Here is a 20,802-nt window from a genome sequence, read left to right as displayed (position 1 = left end):
CCGCGGCGCATCGCGTCAGGGCGACGAACTCGGGGTTCGGTCTCATGATGTCCGTCTCGCCTGGTACACCGAGTCGTAGAGGGGGAAGACGTGCCGCAGCCCGGTCAGGGCGAAGAGCTGCTTGGTGTTGGCGTCGGTGATGACCAGCTTGAGCTCGCCATGGACCGTCAGGATGCGCTTGAGGACGCCGACCAGGACGCCCAGGCCCATGGAGTCGATGTCCAGCCGCCGACATCGCTGTAGCTGATCTCGATTGGAGGTTCCATGCATACCCAACGGCGATGCCCTGGGGAGAGGTTGCGCCGCACGTTCGTTCTGCATATGCACGAACGGCTGGCCAGAGGATGACCTGAGGCGAACGTGTGGCCAGGAATTCGTTCGAGAGCATGGGTCCTACTGTCCGACGACGGCGCCACCTGGCTGGGCACGGCGGAGCATCCCCGACAGGGACGGGGAGCCCGGTCCGAAGAAGGCCAGCAGCAGGAACCCCCAGCAGAACAGCGCCGGGGACAGGCCGCCGTTCTGTAGGGGGAAGAGGCCGTCCTGCTGGTGCTCGGTGAAGTAGGCGAAGGCCATGATCCCCGAACTGAGGAACGCGGCGCTCCGCGTCGCCACGCCGATGAGCACCAGGGCACCGGCGACCAGTTCGATCACCCCTGCGTACCAGAACGGCCAGTCACCCACGGGGCTGGCCGGCCGGTCCAGCAGCCCGAAGACCGTGGCAGCGCCCTCGCTGCTGAACAGCAGGCCCAGGACGATGCGGAACAGTCCGAGAACCAGGGGCTGCTGCCTGGTCAGCCGGTCGTTCAGGCGTGCGGTGCTCATCGGTGCGCTCTCCTCGAATCGGTCGGTGCGTCTTCGGGCGACGCGGGCCGGGAGGGCGAGAGTCCTCCCGTACCCACTACGTGCGCGCGGGGCGTTCGACTCAGAGAAACGCGTGGTGGGCCTTGAGGACCTGACCCGGCGCCGTCGCGGCCGCCCTGTCCGGTGTCCTCGCCGTCCTGCTGCTCCTGTCGTCCGCCGGGTCCGCACAGGCGGACCAGACCGGTCTCCGGGCAGCCGACCCCAGTGTGATCCGGGTCGGTGGCACCTATGTCTCGGTGCAGTCCACCGGTGGGGGCCTCGCCGTACGCCAGGCCGCGTCGACGGCCGGCCTGGCCTCGGCACCCGCCCGACAGGTCTGGTCTGACACCCGCGACCGCGGCGAGGTGTGGGCTCCCGAGATCGTGCGGGACGGCGGCCGCTATGACGTCTACTTCACGGCCGGTCGAGGGGCGGCCCACCGGACGTGCGTCATCAGCTCGGCCGCTCCGGACAGCGGGTACACCGCCGAGACGCGGCTGGCTCTGCCGGACGACAAATGGGCCATCGACGGGACCCTGTTCACCTTCGACGGCCGGCGCTGGTTCGTCTGGTCGGGCTGGGCCGGCGACACCAATGTCGAGCAGAACCTCTATATCGCGCGGATGAGCAGCCCGACCACACCGACCGGCGCGCGGTACGTCATCTCGCAGCCGCGGGAGAGCTGGGAGCGCGTGGTCGGCAACCCGTTCATCAACGAGGGGCCCGAACCCGTCAAGGACCCCAGGGCAGCTGCACATCGCGTACTCCGCGTCAGATCACGCGGAAGAGGTCGGCGGCGGCGTGGACGTCGGTGAGGTCCTCGACGGAACGCAGGTTGTCGCACAGGGCGTCGAGGACCGAGTCGGCCTCGGCGACGCGTGGGGCGCCGACGGCCAGGCCGAAGACGCGGAAGCCCAGCAAGTGCTTGGCGTCGTTCCAGCCGCGCATCCATTCCTCGGTGACGCCGCAGTCGTCGTCGGTGAGCATCACGATGTCTCCGCGTCTGCGGGCCGCGTCGTTGAACTCCTCCTCCAGCAGTTCGCGGGCCGCGGTCAGCGGCCTCTGGTAGCTGGTGCCGCCGCCGAGGAAGGTCTCCGCGAAGTCGATGACCCGCGCGACGTCGGCGGACTGGTCGGCGGGGAAGCGGAAGACCTGGAGCTTGTCGGCGGCGGCGAACAGGATGCCGACGAAGTCACGCCCCGCATGGCGGGCCTGATCCAGCAGCGCCAGGGCGCACGCCTTGGACCACGCCTCCCGGGTGATTCCACCGGGCCCCGCCTCGTACATGGAGTGCGAGGTGTCCACGCACGCGATGATGGCGCCCTGGCCGGTGGCCTGCTCTCCCTGGCTGTCGTAGAGCATCAGCTCCCCCGCGGCGTAACGCGCGGCGAAGACCGCACGCATCTCGGGCAGGCCGAGGTTGACCAGTTCGGAGGGGATGACGCGGGAGAGGTCGTCGCCGAGTGTGACGCCGACCAGCTCGCCGGCGGTGTTCTCCACCTTGCGGGCCCGCTCACCGTCGGCCATCTGCCGGAAGCGGCCGATCAGTTCGGCCCACTGGGCGAGGCGGCCGGTGCGCAGCCGCTCGGCGAGCCGGGCGCGCCGGCCGAACGGCATCCGCTCCAGCTCGCCGGGGCCGACGCCCCATGCCCGCATCAGCGCGGCCTCCTCCCGCGCGGCCTCGGCGGCCTTCGCCGCCGCGTTCCGTGCGGCGGCGCGGATGCCGGGAACCGCGACCGCGAGAGCCTGCGCGGCGCCTCGGGCGGCCTCCTGCGCAGCGGCGTCGGAGGCCTCGGCGGCCTCGATCGCCCGTCGTACGGCGTCGGTGGCCGGTACGGTGCCGTCCTCACCGGCCTCGGCGGCGGCCCGCCGGAGCGCCTCGCCCACGGCGGCCGCGGCGCCGTCGGCGTCCTGGCGGGCCCTCTTCGCCTGCTCCGCCCGTTCCCGCGCGTCCCGGGAGCCGTCCAGCATCCGGCGCAGTGCGGTGGCCTGGGCGAGTACGGCCATGGCCGCGGCGTAGGGGTCGCCGACCGTCTCCCGGTGCAGCTCCGCGAACTCCGGTGAGCCCACCAACGAGGTGATGGCCTGGTGGTTGACCAGCCGGGCGGGGTCCATCTCCACCGGCTCGCGCAACCGCGGGCCGGCCTTGTACGCGGCCAGGAACACGTCGGTCAGGAGGTCGGCGGTGTGATCGTGGCGTACCTTCAGTTCCTCGGCCAGATCGCATAGTCCGGTCGACTGCTCGTAGGTCTCGCGCCATGTGATCCGGTCGAACCGGTCCGCGACCACGGCCGTGGTGTGCCGCGTCGGAGCCGCGGAGGACCTGACCAGCCACTTCGCGGCCCGGCTCGCCCATGCGTCGAGTCTGCCCGGTGTCGCGTCCATGATCTCTGTCGCCCCGGTGTTCAGAGTTGGGCCTGCACCGTGCTCGCGTCCACGCCGAGGGCCTCGGTGAGAACGCGGGCGCGTACGGCGCGCCGGCGGCCGGTGACCCGGTCGATGGCGGCGGTGGAGCGGCCGGCGCTCGCCGCCTCCTCGCGCAGCTTCTCCAACTGCTTCCCCGCCATGGCGAGCTGATTGTGGGCCTTCTTGATGACCCACTCGCTCAGTGCCTCGCGGGACTGCCCGGCCATGGCGTCGAGCTGGGCCTCCAACTCGTCGATGGTGTCGGCGAGGTCGAGCGCCTCCTTGGCGTCCGGGTTGACCAGGTGCAGCACCTCGCGTTCGACGGCCGGGCGTTCGGCGGGGGAGTTCCAGAGCACGTGGGTCAGCACCGACAGGTCGGTCTCGGCGACCGCCGGGCGGCCGTCGAGGTACGCGGACGCCTGGAGCAGGCCCACCGCCTGCCGCCAGCGGCGATCGGAGGCCACGAGTTCCTTGCGGCGCAGGGCGGCCCGCAGCGTACACACCGCGTCCACGATCACGTTGGGGACGTCCACGGCCGGGACGGCTTCGGCCACGGCGTGCTCCAACGCGGCGAGTTCGACCGTGGTGCGTGCCGGTGCCGCCGGGCGGCTGACGGCGGAGCGGACCAGCGCGGCGAAGTTCGACGGGTCTTCCAGGTACTTGACCTCGACCCGCACCAGCAGCCGGTCGTAGATCGCGGCCGAATCCTCTCCGCTGGGCAGTTCGTTGCTCGCGGTGATGGCTCCGATCAGGGGACAGCGGATCGGTGTGCCGCCGCTCTCGGGGTGGTAGATCCGCTCGTTCAGATAGCCCAGCGTCTCGTTGAGTGCCGCCGTGGAACACTTGAAGATCTCGTCGATGAACGCGACGTGCGCGGTCGTGGCGCGGCCGTCGTAGACCTGGCGGTACTCGCCGCGGGCCAGCGCGGCGACGTCGATGGGGCCGAACATCCTCGTCGGCGCGGTGAACTTCGACAGGAGGATCTCCCAGTAGGACGCACCCTCGATCCTGCCGGTGAGTTCGCGGGCCATCTCGGACTTCGCGGTTCCGGGCGGGCCGAGCACCAACGAGTGCTGCCCGGCCAGCAGCGTCACCACCAGTGTCCGCACCACGTCAGCCCGCTCGTAGAAGCGGTCCGCCAGTTCGTCGCCGATAGTCCGCAACCGCTGGGCCGTCTCCTGCGCGACCTGTGCCCCGGGTACGTCCTGTGGGGCCATGGCCAACTCCTCGCATCCGGCGTTCGATCGGGTCGGCAGGACTGGCCGGCCTGGCCTGCCGAAAACCCGACTTGGGAAACAGGCGGATTCTACGACCGCATGCCCCGCCGGACGTCCCCCGGGGCGTGGTCGAGCCGGTCGGCCAGCCCGGCGAGGCCGTCGGCGTGCAGGTCGAAGCGGTCCGAGGACGCGGGCGGGTCGCCGACGGGACGGGCGACGTAGGCGGTGCGCAGGCCGAGACCCTGCGCCGCGCGCAGGTCCCAGGCGTGGGCCGCGACCATCAGGAGCCGCTCCGGCGGTCGTCCGGAAACGGTGACGGCCAGTCGGTAGACCGCCGGGTCCGGCTTGTACGTCCGGGCGTCTTCGGCGGACAGGGCCTGGTGCCAGCGCAGTCCGGCGTGGGCGTTGATGTCCAGCAGCGCCGCCCGGCCGGCGTTGGAGAGCCCGATCAGCGGGAACCGTTCGGCGAGTCGGGCGAGCCCGGCCACGGTGTCGGGCCACGGCGCGAGCCTGCGACCCGACCGGGCCAGCGTCGCTACGGCCGTAGGGTCGCCGACTCCGACGGCATCGGCGACGAGCCGGGCGGCTTCCAGGTCGAGGAGGTCGCTCGTGACGTAGGGCCGGGCGCCGGCGACGATCCGACGTTGCTCGCGGCCGACGTGCCGCTGCCACAGCGAGAGAAGCCGTTCGACCTCGGAGTCGTCGAGAGACGGGTCGAGCGCACGGATGCCGACGCGGACACCGCCGGGTTCGTCGACGAGAGTGCCGAGCACGTCGAACACGATGGCATCGATCTCCAGCTCTGACATGCGAGCGTCTCCTGTACGCAGCAGGGGCGAAAGAACGTCTGTGGGTCGAACAGGGCAGTAGGCCACAGGATTCCCGGTCTTTCCGGGAGCCCGACTCCGCCGGCTACGGCACGGGGCCGAGGTCGCCCCGGAGGGTGGTCTGGATGATCGGGGGCCGGCCCCAGATGGCCAGGAGTTCGTTGACGACGGACCTGACGGGCGCCACGTCCTGGTCACCGTGCACCTTGACGGCGGCGGCCGACAGACCGCGGGGGACGGCGCCCGCGTCCAGGAGGACGCGCCATTCCTCCGGGCCGATCTCCAGGTACTCCAGTGCGGTGAGTCCGACGATTTCCAGCGGATCGGCGAGCGTACCGGGATGGGCGACGAGGGTCCTCAGACGGGGCAGTCCGACGACCGGGGCGAGGCTGAGCGGCTCGGCTTCCCACACGCCGATGGACAGGACCTCCAGGCCGGGGTGCGCGGCGGCCTCGATGCTGGGCAGGCTCCGGATGTTGACGTGGGCGACGGCCGGCGGCCCGTCTTCGCACGAGCCGTCAAGAGGCTCGCCGAGCCGGTCCAGCACCAGGTCGGTGAGCGAGTCCGCGACCAAGGAGGCACCGACGTTCTCCTCGTGGCCGATCATGATGATCTGCCCGAGGTGTCCGCGCGGGCCGGGCGTCAGGTCGACCGCCAGCCGGTCGCCACCGCCGTTGTCCCCGAAGACGAGCCAGCCGGGTGAGCCGACCAGGCCCTGCACGGCGGCGTGGGGCGGAGTGACGACCGCCTCCATCGCCGCGAACTTCCAAAGACTATGACGGGACGACGCGTCGGCGACGTACACGTCGTCCAACGGGAAGAGTTCGCAGCCGACCGCGGCGCATTCCCGCGCCGGTGCCGCGTGGTCGTCGCCCCAGTCCTCCCACCGGGCCCGTGTCACCCGGTAGAGCGCCTTGAGCTCCTCGGGCAGGGCGAGGCCGAGGCGCGTTTCGACATTCTCGATCTCCGTCTCGGTCGCGCCGACGGCGTCGGGCAACCGCTCACGGAGTGTCCGCTCCAGCAGCACCGGGGCCGCGGAAGCGGCCGGCACCGCGCCGGGCACCGGGTCGGGAAGACAGCGCCAGGGCTGCGGAACGGCGCCCTCGACCAGGAGCAGCGCGCCCGGATGCGGATCGAGTCCGGACTCCGTGGCGGGACTGCGTGCCAGCAGACGGATCGCGGTCTCCCCGGCCGGCACTATCTTCGTCGTGAACGAGATCTCGTCGATGCCGGCCTCCACGAGTGCCTGACGCACACGCTCCACGGCCTCCGTCTCGTCCCGCACGTCCTCCGCCTGGGCGGCCTGCCCATTCGGGGGCGCCTGTCGTCGCAGCGGCAGACTCCAGCCCTGTCGGCCGATGCGTCCCGTCACGCGCAGCGGCGAGGAAACGGTCGCTTGTCGGGGGCTGTTGTCGCGCAGAAGCCGCAGTACGGGCGCCCAGGTGGAGAAGTCGTGCACCGAGCTCAGGGGAGGGTTCCGGTCAGCCATGCGCAGACCGTACGCGGGTCCACTGACATCGAAGCGCCAGGGCCCCGCGAACCGTCACTCCTGCCGCAGGCTCATCACCAGGTCGCGCGGCAGGCCGTGGGTGTCGTGCAGGTAGTGGAAATCCTCATCGCCCAGCGGCCCCCGGAACCGGGGCCGGGCCAGCACCATCCGGCCGCGTTCCATGAGCCGACCGAACCGTTGCTCCTCCTCCAGCAGGACTCCACGTACGTGGCCGGGCTCCCCCTCCTGCCGGAAGTGGTCGAGGGTGTGCGAGACCAGCTCGTCCGGCAGGTCGCCGAGACCGCGTGACGGATCGTCCCGCCACAGCACGGTGAGCATCCGTCGTAGCAGGCGCCGCAGCACGTAACCCCGTCCCGTGTTGGCCGGGCGGACCCCGTCGCCGACGACCACGACGGCCGAACGGAGGTGGTCGTAGACCAGGCGGAGCGACGGTTCGTCCAGTGGCCACAGGGACGGCACGACACGCCGCCAGGGGTCGAAGACATCGCACTCGAACACCGACGACTTGCCCTGCAGCAGCGAGGCGAGGCGCTCCAGGCCGAGTCCGGTGTCGACGTTGCGCTGCGGAAGCGGCACGAGGCGGCCGTCGTCGAGTCGACGGTGGCGCATCATCACGTGGTTCCACACCTCCACCCAGCGGTCGTCGCGGGTGGGCGTCGACCGGGGTGGGGTGTCACCGGTCCACAGGAAGATCTCAGAGTCGGGCCCACAGGGGCCGGTCGGCCCGTTCGACCACCAGTTGTCCTCCACCGTGAGCTCGACGGGCACGCCGAGCTCCTGCCACAGGCGCAGAGAATCGGTGTCCGGCCCGACCTGGTCGTCGCCGCCGTACACGGTGGCGTGCAGCAGGCCCGGATCGACCCCCAGCCCCTCGGTGAGCAGCCGGTAGCCCCAGTCGAGGCTCCGCGGGCCCCCGTAGTCGCCCAGTGACCAGGTGCCGAGCATCTCGAAGACCGTCAAGTGGGTGCTGTCGCCGACCTCTTCCAGGTCCGTGGTCCGCAGACAGCGCTGTACGTTGACCAGCCGCCGGCCCAGCGGGTGGGGACGGCCCTCCAGATACGGGGTGATGGGGTGCATGCCGGAGGTGGTGAACAGCACGGTGTCGCCGGGCGGAGGCAGCAGTGTCGAGCCGCTGATCCGGCGGTGACCGTGTTCCTCGTAGTACTCGACGAACGTGCGGACGATGCGCTCCGTGTTCATGAGGGTGACTCCTTCGCGTCGCAGCGGGAGAGGCACCGGACAACGGGACCGCGTGGTCGTCACTCAGAGGCGAGGACGTCGGAACGTCACAGAAAACCACCGACGGGCCGTTTCCGGTCGCCGGTGGGGAGAGGAGAAGGTCAGGCGGCGGCAACCGGCGAGCTGGTCGCTCGCGCGGTCGCGGAGATGTTTCGGCCGATGACGTTCATGCCGACGAAGATAACGCTTGTTCCCGTACGGAGCACGCGAATATGCGGGGTCGCGTTCGGCGGTCCGCAGGAGAGTGCCGGCCCCGCTCTCGGTGACGGGCCGCGCCAAGCGGTCAGGATCGGAGAAGCACGTGGGCCGGGGCCGCGCATACCTTCGTCGCATGACCTCCATCGACTCCGTCACCCTCGGCGCGAACGACCCCGCCGCCGCCACCCGCTTCTACGATGCCGCCTTCGGCCTGGGCAGCCAGGTACGAGTACGGGCGTCGGAGACTCCCACCACCGGCTTCCGCGGCTTCACCCTGTCACTCACCGTGTCCCAGCCGGGCACCGTCAACGGCTTCATCGACGCGGCGGTGGCTGCCGGGGCGTCGGTGGTGAAGCCGGCCACGAAGTCCTTCTGGGGTTACGGCGGCGTCGTACGAGCCCCCGACGGGGCGCTCTGGAAGATCGCCACCTCCGCGAAGAAGGACACCGGCCCGGCCACCCGGCAGATCGACCGGTTCGTCCTCCTGCTGGGCGTCGAGGACGTCGTGGCGACCAAGAAGTTCTACGTCGCTCGCGGCCTCACCGTGGGCAAGAGCTTCGGGCGCAAGTACGTGGAGTTCGAGACACAGCCGAACTCCGTCAAGCTGGCGCTCTACGGCCGTCGCGCCCTCGCCAAGGACGCCGGAGTCCCTCCCGAGGGCACCGGATCGCACCGGCTCACGATCGGCGGCGGCGACGGTTCCTTCACCGATCCGGACGGGTTCGCCTGGGAGGTCGCGACCGAGGTCCGGTAGTACGACTTGATAGGCAAGTGATTGCTTGCCTATCCTGTGGACGTGGCCGACGACCTTTTCAAAGCCCTGGCCGACCCCACCCGCCGTACCATCCTCGACGAGCTGGCCGAGAAGTCCGGACAGACACTGTTCGAGATCTGCTCGAGACTGAGCATGAAGCACCAGCTCGCCATCTCGCGCCAGGCGATCTCCCAGCACCTCGCGGTGCTGGAGGCAGCCGGGCTCGTCGAGACCAGGCGGGAGGGCCGGTACAAGTTCCACGAGCTGAACACGGCCCCGCTGCGGCGGGGCATTGAGCGATGGCTCGGGCCCGACACGTCCCCACCGGAGCCGGAAGAGAGCACCCCGTGAAGATCCGTATGACCAGCGTTTTCGTCGACGACCAGGCCAAGGCCCAGCGCTTCTACACCGAGATCCTCGGCTTCGTGACGAAGCACGACGTGCCGGTGGGGGAGCAGGACCGGTGGCTGACCGTCGTGTCGCCCGACGAGCCCGACGGAACCGAACTCCTCCTGGAGCCCGCCGGCCACCCGGCCGTCAAGGCCTACCGCGACGCGCTCGTCGAGGACGGCATCCCGCTGGCCCAGTTCGCCGTCGACGATGTGAAGGCGGAGTACGAGCGTCTGCGTGGCCTGGGCGTGCACTTCACCCAGGAACCCCTTGAGATGGGCCCCGAAGTATCCGCCGTCTTCGACGACACCTGCGGCAATCTCATCATGATCGCGGGGCAGGCGCGGTAAGTGGGCTTCCGGTCGCGGCCCTTCCTCATCAGGCGGCCTGAGCCGCTTCGTGCTTCCAGAAGCCCGAGAAGGTGATGCGGTCCTTCGGCAGCCCCAGTCGGTGCAGATGTCTGCGGCCCTCGGTGGCCAGGGTCGACTCGCCGACCACGAACGCGTACCCCGTCGCGTCGGTGGAGGCGAGCCGTCGCAGCTCACGGAGGGCTGCGGCGCCGGGCACGGAGGTGCTGTCCTGACGCACGACCCAGGAGACGGTCACGCCGGCCGGGCCGTCCAGCACGCGCCTGTCGTCCGCGGTGGGAACCTCCTGGATGAGCCGTCCGGTGATCCCGCCGGGAAGGGAGCGCAGAATGCCCGCCGCGGCGGGCAGCCCGGTCTCGTCGGCCACGATGGTGACCTCGGAGGCGTCGTGCGGGCGGTCGAAGAGGATGCCTTGGTCGAGCACGGCGAGTGCGTCTCCCGGGCCGGCGTGGCAGGCCCAGATCGCGGCCCTGCCCTCGATCTCGCCCGTGGGGCCGCGATGCACGACGAAGTCGATGTCCATCTCCGCCGCCTGCCGGCGGAAGTCGGCCACGGAGTAGTTGGCGCAGTGGGGCCGTTCGTGCTCGGGGATGGCGAGGTAGGGCTGCCACCACTGGGAACCGGTGTACTCCGGCAGCCGGAGGCGGCGTTGATGGGGAAGCTGGAGGAACAGACGGAACCAGTGGTCGTACCCGAGCCACGGAAACTCGGCGAGTTCCGCTCCGGCGACGGTCACCCGTTGCATGGACGGGGAGACGCGTTCGGTGCGCACCACACGGGCGCGGAACATTCCGGGTTGCTGTGGCATGAGCCGACGGACCTTCGCCATGCAGGTCAGGCTAACCTAAGTTGAGCTGGAAGCCTCTCGCTCCCGATCGGTTCGGCTTCGTTATGCCGGTTTTCGAGGCGAATGAGAGACTTGGACTGTCCGGCTTCTAGAGGCGCCGCCGCGAGGACAGGCGGATCGGATGGCCCGGGAGTGGTGGATGTTCCGCAAGCGTCCCGCACCTGACGGTGAAGAGCTGCTGGCCAGGCTGGCATCGCTGACCACTCAGGCACGGGAGCTCGCCGAGCTGCGCCGGTCCCAGGTGGAGCTGGCGGTCGCGCTGCAACGCGACATGCTTCCCGCGGACCTGCCCGCGGTCCCGGGCTTTCACCTCGCCGCCTGCTATTCACCCGCGTACGCCGGACTCAACGTGGGCGGGGACTGGTACGACGCCTTCGTGCTCCCCGACGGCCGTATCGGCCTCTCCGTCGGAGACGTCCAGGGCCACGCCATCGACGCGGCGGCCTTCATGGGACAGATCCGCGTGGGCCTGCGGGCGCTCGCCTCCGTGACGAGTGAGCCCGGCGACCTGCTCGCCTGTACGAACGACCTACTCCTCTCCCTGAACAAGGACCTCTTCGCCACCTGCACCTTCATGCGCTTCGACCCTGCCACCGGCGTACTGGAGAGCGCGCGGGCCGGGCACATTCCCTGTGTATGGGCCACGGCGGACGGCAAGGCGGAGGTCTCCGAGGACGAAGGGGGACCGCCGCTGGGCATCCTGAAGGGGACCGAGTATCCGGTGACCCGGTACCGGCTCACCACGGGCGGAGTATTCGTCCTGCTCACGGACGGCGTGGTGGAAGGGCCTTCCCTGAGCGTCGACGAAGGGCTCGCACGGGTCGTGCGGCTGGCGGGCGTCGCCGCCGTCGCGGGAATGGATGCGCACTCGCTCGCCGCCGCCGTGCTCAAGAACGCCGAGCTGGTGGGGCACGAGGACGACGCGGCCGTGCTCGTCGTCGGCCATGACGGACGTGCTGTTACGCCGTAGGGCGGGACGAAGCGCGGCTCGCCTCGCTGATGCGTCGGCGTCGGTGTCTGATGGCTGCTGTGGTGGGTATCCGTGCTTGGCCGCGACCGATCGTCCTTGTCTGCGAGACGCTGCTCGTCGCCGTCTGCTACTACGCGGCGGGGCGACTGGGGCTCTCGCAGCAACTGGTCGCGGACGGCGCGGTGGTCACCCCCATCTGGCCGCCCACCGGTGTCGCGGTGGCCTGTCTGCTGTTGTTCGGACTGCGGTGCGTGCCCGGTATCGCCATCGGCGCCCTGCTGGTCGTCGCGTCTCTGACCGCACCCCGTCTGTCCGCCGCCGGGATCGTGATCGGTAACACCCTCGCGCCCGTGTGCGCCTGTCTGATGCTGCGCGCGGTGGGATTCCGCGTGAGTCTGAGCCGCTTGCGCGACGGCCTGATGCTCGTGTTCCTGGGGGCGCTGACAGCCATGCTGATCAGTTCGGGCGTGGGCGTCGGCGTACTCGTCGTCACGGACAAACTCGCCGCCGACGACTTCTGGCTCGTCTGGCTGGCGTGGTGGGTGGGCGACGCGATGGGCGTCGTGATCGTCACTCCGCTGCTGCTTCTGCTGCACCGGGCCCGCTGGCCGCCCCCGTCCGGCCGATGGGGCGAGGTCGCGGGGCTCGCGCTCGTCGTGTGCGTCCTGGTGCCACTGGTCACCTACAGCTCGGTCAGCGTCCTGTTCCTGGTGTATCCGCTGCTGATCTGGGCCGCGCTGCGTTTCCAGCTGGCGGGCGGCATGCCGTGCGCCCTCTTCGCCTCCGTGATGGCCACCGTCGCGGCAAGGGAAGGGGCCGGTTCCTTCGCCAGGCTGACCGACATCGAGACGATGATGAAGCTTCAGGCGTTCAACGGAACCCTGGGCCTGACCGCGCTCCTGCTGTCCTCCGTGATCAGCGAACAGATCAACACCAGACGGTCGGTGGAACGGGCCTGCCAGGAGCTGGTCGAGGCCTTGCAGCATCTGAACGCCGGGGGCCCCGGGAACACGGGGTCGTCAGGAGGAGGCGTCCGGTGAGTGAAGACCATGGGCAGGAAGGGCGAGCAGGGCAAGAAAGGCAAGAAAGGCAAGAAAGGGGTCAGCGGTCGTCCAGGACACGCCTGGCGGCCTCGGCCTCCGCCGCCGGCGGGGACAGCTCGTCGAGGGTGTCGAGATCGGTGTCCGCCCGCAGTTCCCGTTCCCAGTCATCCGCCAGTCGTTCCTGCTCCTCGCGAGGCTTCGCACTGACGGCATCCCGGTGTTCCGGGTCCAGAGCCGCCAGGAAACGTCCAACCGGGTCCGTCGGCATGGCCGTGCTCCTCATCGTGGGGAAGGGCGCCGCTTGTGGCCCAGGATGGCCGACCGGGTCCGCGACGGCCGCTCGACACGGCCTCCGGCCATCCTTATGGCCCCGCGGCGGGAAACGCCGCCGGCATCGCCACGCGGGGCGATCACACGCCGGACGGGTGCACTGGGCATTCGGGCCACATTCACTTCGCCTGTTTTCGGTCTGTGACTCTCCGGTAGCGAACGGCACGGCCCGGCCGCGTCGCGCTGTCCGTCGGCCACCCGGCACCACCGACCGCGATCTGAACAGCCCACGGGCGAGGTCGCCACGGAGTGCTGCCGAGGCGGCCCACGCGTGCCACCGGCGTGTTCCGGCCCGATTCCACATCGCCTCTCCCTTCCTGACGGCCCTCAGAACGGCGTATTGCCGACGGTGGGCCCCGGGCGTGATCGAGCTCCGTGCTTCCTGGGCAGCGCCCGGGGGCAGACGGCTGGGGACCGGTTGGGGGACGAGCCCGGCGGCCTGGGGCGGCCGGGGAAAATAGGGGGTTGTACATGGTCCGCGTTCTTGTGGTGCACGACGCGACGCTGCTGCGGTCGGCGCTGGTGCAACTGCTGCGGTCCGCCGACGGACTGGAGGTCTCGTCCATGTCGTCCCGCGGGGACGGCCCGGACGACAACGACTTACCCGCGGACGTGTGCGTGGTCGACGGGGACTGTCTGGAAGGACCGCCCGGCGAGGCCGGCCGAGTGCCCGTATGGGGCCGGTGCGGGGCGCGGCTGGTCGTCCTCGCGGCTCCGGAGCGGCCGGGGGTGCTGCGCAGAGCGTTCGACGCCGGAGCGCTCGGCTTCGTGGACAAGGACGCCTCGTCGCAGCGGCTGATCGCCGCGGTGCACACGGTGGCCAAGGGGGAGCGGTTCCTCGACGAGCGGCTCACCGTCGCACTGCTGCGGGCCTCCGAGATGCCACTGACCGCCCGTGAGCTGAGCGTCCTGTTCCAGGCGTCGCAGGGGGCTTCCGTCGCCGAGATCGCCGCCTGCCTGCATCTCTCCCGGGGGACCGTCCGCAACTACATGGCCAGCGCGATCCGGAGGGTCGGCGCGCGCAACCGCGTGGACGCGATTCGCATCGTCCAGGGCGCCGGCTGGATGTGACGGCGGCGGGCACGCGAGTACGGGGGACACGGATCGCGGGTCACCCCCCGGTTCGGTTCCAGTGCCCCACCAGGTCGCGGTAGAGGGGCGATCGCTCGAGTAGCTCCCGGTGAGTGCCGTGGGCCGCCCGGACGCCGTCCAGCACCAGAATCCGGTCGGCCCGGACCGCGGACGACATGCGGTGTGCCACGACGAGCAGTGTTCCCGGACGCCGGGCGAGCGCCTCCTCGGCGCGCGCCTCGGACGCCGCGTCGAGATGGCAGGTCGCCTCGTCGAGCAGGAGCAGCCGAGCCGTGGACAGGTGAGCGCGCGCCAGGACGATCAGCTGGCGCTCGCCCTGCGAGAGGTCGTCGGGTCGCAGCGGCGCGTCGAACCCGCCCAGGCGCTCGACGAGGGGAGCGGCTCCGAGGTCCCGGACGGCGGCCTCCATGTCGCTCGTGGAGGCGTCCGGCCTCAGGTAGGCGAGGTTGTCCCGGACCGTACCGGTGAAGACGTACGCCTGCTGGGGCACCAGGACGCGCAGCGCGGCCGGTTCCGCCGCCCCTGGGCCGGCGACCGTCCGGCCGGCCACCCGCACCGCACCGCTCCACGGCGCGCAGGTCCCGGCGATGAGACGGGTGAGGGTCGACTTGCCGATGCCGCTGGGACCGACGACGGCCAGGTGTTCGCCTTCCTCGACGCGCAGATCGAGCGCGTCGAGGACCGGCTCCGCCCGGGCGCCGTAGCCCACGGTCACCGCGCGCAGTTCCACCGCGGGAGCCTGCTGTGCCGGCGCCGGAATCGGCGGGAGCGGAGAGCGGGCCCCTTGCGGCGGCCCGGTACGCCCGGGCAGGGGCGCAGCAGATGGCGCCGCACCGGAGAGGGACGGCCGCGCCTGAGGCACGATGAACCGGTCCAGGACCACGAGCAGCCGGGTTCCCGCGGCGCCGATCGCGGTCATGAGGGTGTGCAGGGCGGGCAGCAGGGCCTGGGCGAGGTAGGTGAACGCCCCGAGCAGAGCGCCGGTCGTGACACCCCTGCCGCGCAGCCACGGCACGGCGACCAGCAGGAGCAGCACGGGGAGCTGCCCCGCGACGCCGAGGGCGAGGGTGCGCACCGCGGCCCAGCGGGCGAGGACACGGGACGTGGCGGCGGCGTCCGCGACGAGCCGTGCTCCGTTCCGTGCCGTCTCCGCCTGTGTACCGCAGGCGGTGATGTCACGCAGCGCCCCGCGGGTACGCGTGGCGTGATCGCCCAGCGCCTCGTCCGCGGTGAGAGCCCGACGCTGCGCCGCCGCCATGGGCCGCAGTGTCACCAGGAACAGAACCAGGCCACCGGCGAGCGGTGGCAGGACGACCACCAGGAGCGCCGGGTCCAGCGTGAACAGTCCCATCAGTGCTCCGGCCGCGGTGAACACGAACGAGCGCAGGGTGAGGACGATCCCGGCGAAGCTGTCCCGCACGATCTCGACCTGGTTCGTGAGCCGCGAGACGGCGGCGCGGTCCCAGCCACCGGGACGGGCCAGGGCGCGGGCCATGGACTGGTCGACCGCCCGCCGCACCAGCTGGTCGCGCAGTGGTTCCGTCAGTCCGGCCAACTCGGCGAAGACGCCCCTGATCACGGGCGCGCCGCACACTACGGCGAAGGCGGCCACCGCGAGCCAGCCGAGACCCGTGGAGGTGTCACCGGCGAGGAACCCGCGGTCGACGGCGCGCGCGACCCCGTAGCCGATCAAGAAGGTCTGAGCCGACTCGGCCAGCGACCACGCCGCGAGCCGCGCGAGGACCGTCCTGCGTGCGGACAGGAAGCGCCGGGCGGGCGGCCCGACCCGTCGCAGGGGCCCCGGCTCGCGGCGGGGCTTCGCCGCAGGCCCTGGCGCCTTGCCGGTGGACGTCACGGTCGCGCCTCTTCGCGTGGGAAGCCGCTCCGGTCGTGAAGGCTTCTGTCGACCCTTCCGTCAGCGCTTCCGTCAAGGCCTCCGTCAATGCCTCCGTCAAGGCCGTCCTCGGTGGAGACCGGCCCGACACCGTTCTCATACGTGCCGAACACCGCCCGGTAGGCCGCCTCCTCCCACAGTCGCCGATGGCTGCCGACCGCCCGCACCCGGCCGTCGTCCAGCCAGATCACGAGATCCGCCCGGGCCGCGACCGACGGGCGGTGCGCCACGACCAGCCGGGTGGCGCCTCGGGGCGAGCGGCGCTGTGCCTGTTCCACCGCGTGTTCCGTGGCGGTGTCGAGGCTGGAGGTGGCGTCGTCCATCACCAGCAGCCGGCCCGCGTGGGCGAAGGCCCGCGCAAGGCCCAGACGCTGGTACTCGCCGCCGGACAGCGGAGTGTCGGCGAGCCGGGTGTCGTACGCCCGCGGCAGCCGGCGTACGAAGGCTTCGGCGTCCGCGAGGCGAAGAGCCGCCCGGACCTGGTGGGCTGACACGGTGCGCGGTCCGGACGCCACCGCCTCGGCGACGGTGCGGTCGCCCAGGACCGGACGCGCGAAGGCGAAGCCGACCTCGGCACGCAGGCAGGAGCGGGTGAGAAGTTCGAGCGGTGTGCCGTCCAGCAGGACGTGTCCCTGGTCGGGCTCGATGAGTCGGCCGGCGACGGCGGCCAGGACGGACTTGCCGGCGCCGCTGCGTCCCACGACCGCGGCGGTCAGGCCGCCCGGCACCACCACGTGGTCCGCCCGCAGGACTTCCGTCCCGTCCCGGACGACCCGTACACCGCGCAGTTCGAGGGTGCCCGGGCCCGCCGGGGGCAGTGTCCGGGTTCCGTAGTCCAGGGCGGGCAGGCGTTCCAGCGTCGTGGTGCGTTCCCGCGCCGTGCGGCCCCGCACCAGCGCGCCGACCAGAGTGGCGGCCCCGCCGAACCCCGCGGCCAGTTGCGCGTACCGGCTCACCGCGAGCAGTTCGCCGACGGTCAGGGCCCCGGCGCCGAGCCGCAGGCCGCCCACCGCGGTGGCGGCCACCGTCAGCAGCGGGACGAGGACACCGCCGGTGGCCAGCGCCCTGCCGTGCAGCGTCCACATGCGTGCGCCCAGCGTGCCGAGCTCGCTCAACGGGCCGAGCACGCGCTCGCGTTCACGTGCGGCGGTACCGGCGGCGGCGATGGTCTCCGCGCCCTCCATGGTCTCCAGCAGCCGGGACGCGATGTCCGACTGCACCCGCTGGTAGGCCCCGACCGAAGTACCCGTGTCCCGTGCGAACGCTCGCAACACCAGTGCCAGCAGCGGTAGTCCGGCCAGCACGCACACGGCGACCCAGATGTCGACGACGGCCAGTGCGACGAGCGCGCCGGCCGGGGTGAGGAGCGAGGCCGCGAGCGCGGCCCTGGCGGCCGGCGCGGCGCCCGCGTCGGAGGCGTTGAGGGTCAGCCGGGTCGCGACGTCGCCGGGAGAATGGGGGCGGGCCAGATCCGGCACGGCGTACAACAGACCTCTGAGGGCGCGAGAGCGGATCGAGGCCGTCCAGTCGGCTGTGCACCGGCCGGTGAGCAGCGCGGTGAGACCGTCGAGGAGGACCTCGCCGACGAGCAGTGCGGCGCTCGCCAGGAGCCAGGGGCCGGCGGCGCCGTCGTGCAGCAGCAGATCCAGTGTGCGGCCCAGGACGAGGGGCTGGACGACGGCGACCGCTGCCGCCGCCACCGAGCACACCAGGACCAGCAGTTCGGGCACACGTCCTGGACCGGTGCCGGGCGAGGGGGGTGAGCCCGGTGAGTCGTGCCCCTGACGCGTCGGCCGCCGCCAAAGCGGGTAGCTTCCCACCAGCTGCCCTCCTCGTGGTCGGTGCCGCTCGCGGCGGCGACGAGGCGCGGCACCGGCGCCAGGCGGGGAGCCTGGGCGCCGGTACCGCGGCGCGCGGCCCGCCGCGTTCCCCGCGGCGGGCCGACTCGGACGTCAGTTACACGTCGTGACGCTGAGGCTGCTGTCGCCGCAGAGCAGCAGGCTCGCGCGGCTGCCGGTCTCCACGTCGCCCATGGCCTCTTCCTTGGGGGTCTCCATCGACTGCAGCTCGAACAGGTTCATGATCTTTTCCCTTCGTACGACAACGGATGGTTACTTCACGACCCCTGAGGGGGCCGGCTCATGGGCCGCGACACTCGCCGCGGCGGTGGGAGGAACGGCAGACCGGCGGGCCGGTCGCCGTGCACGGACGCGACGGCCAGCAGGCATCCGGCGGTCCCGGTGGAGAGGTCCATGGACAGGCGCATCATCTGCTCGCCGGGGAAGGCGAGATGACCGCGGTAGGCCATGGCATGCCAGGTCAGCGCGTCGATCTGGCGCCGGACGGCCTCGGGGCCGGTGCCCGGCCCGGTGGCCGTCGTACGGCCGAGGTACAGCACCATGCCGGCCACGCCGCGGTAGAGCCCCGGCTGGGCGTAGAACATGGCCTGTGCCGCGCGCACGATCTCCTCCCGTGCCTGCTCGAACCGCTCGTCGGCGCGGTGCGCCAGGTAGTCGTCGAGCACCATGCCGATGCCCACGCTGCCCGCGCCGAGGTACGGCATGGTGCGCCAGCCCTCGTCCACCTGGAGAGCGCCCCCCGCGCCGCGGACGCAGCGCGCGAGGTCCTGGCGCAGTGCGGTGCCCGCGAGGTCGAGCAGGCCGGTGTCACCCGTGCGTTCGTACAGGCGCAGGAACAGCAGGGCGCTGCCCGTGGCGCCGTACAGGAGACCGGCTCGGGCCCGGTGTTCGGGCCCTCGGCCCGGTGCGTCGGCCGGTAGGGACCGGGCGCTCAGTTCGGCACACCGCATGGCCGCGTCGTGCAGGGCGGCGTCGCCGGTGGAGGCGGCCAGGGAGTCCAGCGCCAGGCCCACTCCGGCCGTCCCGCTGTGGAGGTCGGCGGCGAGACCGTCGAGGGGATGCTCGAGAAGCAGCCGCGTGAGATCCAGCGCCGGGGCCCGATGGCCGAGGTGGTCCAGGACCCACGCGACTCCCGCGATCCCGTCGTGGAAGCCGAGCGGCATCCCCGAGGGCGGTTCCTTGGTCCGGTCGAGCAGCCACCGCTCCTCGCTCTCGTCGCGCTCAGCCCCACTCTCGGCCAGGGCGTACAGCACACCGGCCGCTCCGTAGCCGAACGAGAGTCCCCCGCCGGCGGTGGCGAACTGGGCCACGTCGCCGGGGAAGAGGCGGTCCTCGCGCGACGGAGTGGCCGACGCGCGGACGGCCGCCGTCATCGAATCCCGGCTGCGGGGCCAGTCGCCCGGTGCCACGGGAACGAAGTCCTCGCTCGCGGGTCGTGTCGCCGGCCGCCGGCCGGAAGCGTCGGCGATCTCGGCGAGCGCCGCGTCGGAAGCGTCGGCAGGCTCGTCGGCCGCGTCGGAAGTGTCGACGGTCTCGTCGGCCGCCGTGTCGGAGGTGTCGGCGATCTCTGCGAGCGCCGCGTCGAGGAACGCGCGCTCCACGGGGAACTGCCGCGCCACCACGTCGGCGAGGTGCTCCGCCTTGCGCCGGTCCAGGGCCAGCAGACTGGTCAGCGGCAGGAACAGGGCCAGGCGCAGACAGGCCAGCGCGTACCGGTCCACGGCGGTGCCCCGTCTGCCGGCAGGCGCCACGAAGCCGGGGTGTGCGACCGTCTGCCGGCCCGGTTCGTCGACGCGGTGGGCGGCCTCGAAGTCCAGCAGGGCCACCCGCCCGTCGTCGCGGATCATGATGTTGAAGAGGTGCAGGTCGTTGAAGACCACGCCCCGCGCGTGCACCTCCTCGACGGCCCGCTCGACCTGGGCGTGGACATCGAGCGCCCACTCGGTGTACTCGGCCAGCCGTCGCTCGTCGGGGTCCGCCTCGATGAGCGGATGCCGTCGGGCGAAGAAGGTGTTGAGGGGCTTGCCGTCGAGGTACTCCAGCACCAGGAAGTGGTGCTCCCCGACGGCGAAGCTGTCCAGCACCTCGGGCGTGCAGGACAGCCCCGACAGCTGTTCCAGGGCCCGGCGTTCGCGATGCAGCCGGGTCACCGCGTCGGCGCCGTCCGCCGCCAGGCCGGCGTACGGACGGGCCTCCTTGAGGACCACCACCTCGCCGGTACGGGTGTCCCGCGCCCGGTAGACGCCACCGCCGTTGGAGAAGTGGAGCGCCGACTCGACGGTGTACGGGATGTCGGCCAGGGTCACCGTCGCCCGCGCGTCGACGTGGGACTGGAGGAAGGCGGGCACGCTCACCCAGTCGGGGACGCGGAACACCGGGCCGCGGAAGTCGGGGACGAGTACTCCCTCGGGGTTCGCCACGGCCGGCCGCAGTTCCCCGCTCTCGTCGTAGCAGTTGCGGCGGGTGAAGCTGCCGTAGCGCACGTGCACCGGGCCGTCGCCGATCCTGAGGTCGCTCAGGATGTGCGGTCCGGGCTCGCCGTCCAGCAGAGCGGCCAACTCGCCCACGAGGCGCTCGAACTGCTCCTCGTCCGCCGGGTACACGGTGACGAACTTGCCGCTGCCCGCCCGGTCCGCGTACTTGGCGTTGCGCTGGTGCAGCAGATACCGGCTCGGTACGAACTTGAAGGCGATGCCGCGCTCGACGCAGTGGTGCCGTACGCGCTCCAGGACGGACTCGGCGTTGTCGAGGCAGGCGGAGACGTGGATCTTCCAGCCCTGCGCCGGCAGTACGGCGTCCAGCGGGCGCAGAGCGAGCCAGTCGCCGCTCTCCCCGCGCTGCCATCCCGCCGGTACGGGCAGGGTGGCCGCAGCGTACCGGGTGCCCGCCGATCGGGTGCCGGGGCCGGTGCGATGCGGCGCGTCGTAGAAGTGCGGGTCTGCGTCGCAGTACACGGCGTAGCCCTTGTTCACGCCTGCTCCCTTCACCGGGTCGGTGCCGGGCAAGACGCTGTCA

19 protein-coding genes and 1 pseudogene are annotated in these 20,802 nt (G+C 71.6%); 7 read left to right on the top strand and 13 right to left on the bottom strand.

The features are described from left to right. Window positions 1-42: 42 nt before the first annotated feature. Complete coding sequence (locus ACFCZF_RS24660) at window positions 43-210, bottom strand: STAS domain-containing protein (protein WP_376673500.1); 168 nt, start codon at window positions 208-210, stop codon at window positions 43-45. A gap of 183 nt (window positions 211-393) precedes the next feature. Continuing rightward, window positions 394-825 (bottom strand): DoxX family protein, encoded by a 432-nt coding sequence (locus tag ACFCZF_RS24655; RefSeq protein WP_376673499.1) that lies wholly within the window; start codon window positions 823-825, stop codon window positions 394-396. Window positions 826-980: 155 nt separating this feature from the next. Here ACFCZF_RS24655 and ACFCZF_RS24650 point away from each other — a divergent pair. Further along, window positions 981-1,617, top strand: a pseudogene (locus ACFCZF_RS24650) (family 43 glycosylhydrolase); the annotation flags it as partial. On the opposite strand, the gene ACFCZF_RS24645 reads toward ACFCZF_RS24650, so the two are convergent. The 5 genes from ACFCZF_RS24645 to ACFCZF_RS24625 form a co-directional block, all read right to left on the bottom strand. Next, the gene (locus ACFCZF_RS24645; RefSeq protein ID WP_376673498.1) at window positions 1,615-3,228 is read right to left on the bottom strand and encodes a VWA domain-containing protein; all 1,614 of its coding nucleotides are present in this window, start codon (window positions 3,226-3,228) and stop codon (window positions 1,615-1,617) included. The pseudogene ACFCZF_RS24650 and the gene ACFCZF_RS24645 overlap by 3 nt on opposite strands. 20 nt (window positions 3,229-3,248) lie before the next feature. After that, window positions 3,249-4,466 carry an AAA family ATPase gene (locus ACFCZF_RS24640; protein WP_376673497.1) on the bottom strand — a complete coding sequence of 406 codons (1,218 nt, stop codon included), beginning with the start codon at window positions 4,464-4,466 and terminating at the stop codon, window positions 3,249-3,251. A gap of 89 nt (window positions 4,467-4,555) precedes the next feature. Beyond that, window positions 4,556-5,275, bottom strand: a complete 720-nt coding sequence (locus ACFCZF_RS24635) for a haloacid dehalogenase type II (protein ID WP_376673496.1) — start codon at window positions 5,273-5,275, stop codon at window positions 4,556-4,558. 103 nt (window positions 5,276-5,378) lie between these two features. Further along, window positions 5,379-6,782 (bottom strand): SMI1/KNR4 family protein, encoded by a 1,404-nt coding sequence (locus ACFCZF_RS24630; RefSeq protein WP_376673495.1) that lies wholly within the window; start codon window positions 6,780-6,782, stop codon window positions 5,379-5,381. Window positions 6,783-6,836: 54 nt separating this feature from the next. Continuing rightward, window positions 6,837-8,003, bottom strand: coding sequence for an alanine--tRNA ligase-related protein (locus ACFCZF_RS24625; protein ID WP_376673494.1), 1,167 nt, complete (start codon window positions 8,001-8,003; stop codon window positions 6,837-6,839). A gap of 370 nt (window positions 8,004-8,373) precedes the next feature. Here ACFCZF_RS24625 and ACFCZF_RS24620 point away from each other — a divergent pair, with 370 nt between their 5' ends. The 3 genes from ACFCZF_RS24620 to ACFCZF_RS24610 are packed head-to-tail and all read left to right on the top strand — an operon-like array spanning window position 8,374 to window position 9,734. Beyond that, entirely contained in the window at window positions 8,374-8,994 is a 621-nt protein-coding gene (locus ACFCZF_RS24620) for a glyoxalase (protein WP_376673493.1), read from the top strand. Between the two features lie 42 nt (window positions 8,995-9,036). Next, window positions 9,037-9,345, top strand: a complete 309-nt coding sequence (locus tag ACFCZF_RS24615) for an ArsR/SmtB family transcription factor (RefSeq protein WP_376673492.1) — start codon at window positions 9,037-9,039, stop codon at window positions 9,343-9,345. Further along, window positions 9,342-9,734, top strand: coding sequence for a VOC family protein (locus ACFCZF_RS24610; RefSeq protein WP_376673491.1), 393 nt, complete (start codon window positions 9,342-9,344; stop codon window positions 9,732-9,734). Before ACFCZF_RS24615 ends, ACFCZF_RS24610 begins: the two co-directional genes overlap by 4 nt. A 28-nt stretch (window positions 9,735-9,762) precedes the next feature. Here the strand turns inward: ACFCZF_RS24610 and ACFCZF_RS24605 are convergent, their stop codons facing one another. Further along, window positions 9,763-10,581 (bottom strand): siderophore-interacting protein, encoded by an 819-nt coding sequence (locus ACFCZF_RS24605; protein WP_376673490.1) that lies wholly within the window; start codon window positions 10,579-10,581, stop codon window positions 9,763-9,765. A 157-nt stretch (window positions 10,582-10,738) separates the two neighbouring features. Here ACFCZF_RS24605 and ACFCZF_RS24600 point away from each other — a divergent pair, with 157 nt between their 5' ends. Further along, window positions 10,739-11,569, top strand: coding sequence for a PP2C family protein-serine/threonine phosphatase (locus ACFCZF_RS24600; protein WP_376673489.1), 831 nt, complete (start codon window positions 10,739-10,741; stop codon window positions 11,567-11,569). A 50-nt stretch (window positions 11,570-11,619) separates the two neighbouring features. Beyond that, window positions 11,620-12,609: an MASE1 domain-containing protein gene (locus tag ACFCZF_RS24595; protein WP_376673488.1), complete on the top strand. Its 990-nt coding sequence runs from the start codon at window positions 11,620-11,622 to the stop codon at window positions 12,607-12,609. Window positions 12,610-12,670: 61 nt separating this feature from the next. Here the strand turns inward: ACFCZF_RS24595 and ACFCZF_RS24590 are convergent, their stop codons facing one another. Beyond that, window positions 12,671-12,880, bottom strand: coding sequence for a hypothetical protein (locus tag ACFCZF_RS24590; RefSeq protein WP_375923998.1), 210 nt, complete (start codon window positions 12,878-12,880; stop codon window positions 12,671-12,673). Window positions 12,881-13,413: 533 nt separating this feature from the next. On the opposite strand from ACFCZF_RS24590, the gene ACFCZF_RS24585 reads away from it, so the two are divergent. Next, on the top strand, window positions 13,414-14,013 hold the full coding sequence (locus tag ACFCZF_RS24585; RefSeq protein ID WP_376673487.1) for a LuxR C-terminal-related transcriptional regulator: 600 nt from the start codon (window positions 13,414-13,416) through the stop codon (window positions 14,011-14,013). Window positions 14,014-14,053: 40 nt separating this feature from the next. On the opposite strand, the gene ACFCZF_RS24580 is transcribed toward ACFCZF_RS24585, so the two are convergent. The 4 genes from ACFCZF_RS24580 to lanKC form a co-directional block, all read right to left on the bottom strand. Beyond that, the gene (locus ACFCZF_RS24580; protein WP_376673486.1) at window positions 14,054-15,889 is read right to left on the bottom strand and encodes an ATP-binding cassette domain-containing protein; all 1,836 of its coding nucleotides are present in this window, start codon (window positions 15,887-15,889) and stop codon (window positions 14,054-14,056) included. Next, the gene (locus ACFCZF_RS24575; RefSeq protein ID WP_376673485.1) at window positions 15,886-17,658 is read right to left on the bottom strand and encodes an ABC transporter transmembrane domain-containing protein; all 1,773 of its coding nucleotides are present in this window, start codon (window positions 17,656-17,658) and stop codon (window positions 15,886-15,888) included. The genes ACFCZF_RS24580 and ACFCZF_RS24575 overlap by 4 nt, the downstream gene beginning before the upstream one ends. A gap of 222 nt (window positions 17,659-17,880) precedes the next feature. Then, on the bottom strand, window positions 17,881-18,009 hold the full coding sequence (locus ACFCZF_RS24570; RefSeq protein ID WP_121750866.1) for a SapB/AmfS family lanthipeptide: 129 nt from the start codon (window positions 18,007-18,009) through the stop codon (window positions 17,881-17,883). A 35-nt stretch (window positions 18,010-18,044) separates the two neighbouring features. Next, window positions 18,045-20,759, bottom strand: a complete 2,715-nt coding sequence (lanKC, locus tag ACFCZF_RS24565; RefSeq protein WP_376673484.1) for a class III lanthionine synthetase LanKC — start codon at window positions 20,757-20,759, stop codon at window positions 18,045-18,047. Window positions 20,760-20,802: the final 43 nt, after the last annotated feature.

The organism is Streptomyces sp. NPDC056296 (assembly GCF_042268605.1).
Taxonomy (GTDB): Bacteria; Actinomycetota; Actinomycetes; order Streptomycetales; family Streptomycetaceae; genus Streptomyces.
The sequence above is the reverse complement of the archived record's forward strand: the minus strand, read 5'-3'. Positions and strand labels throughout refer to the sequence as shown.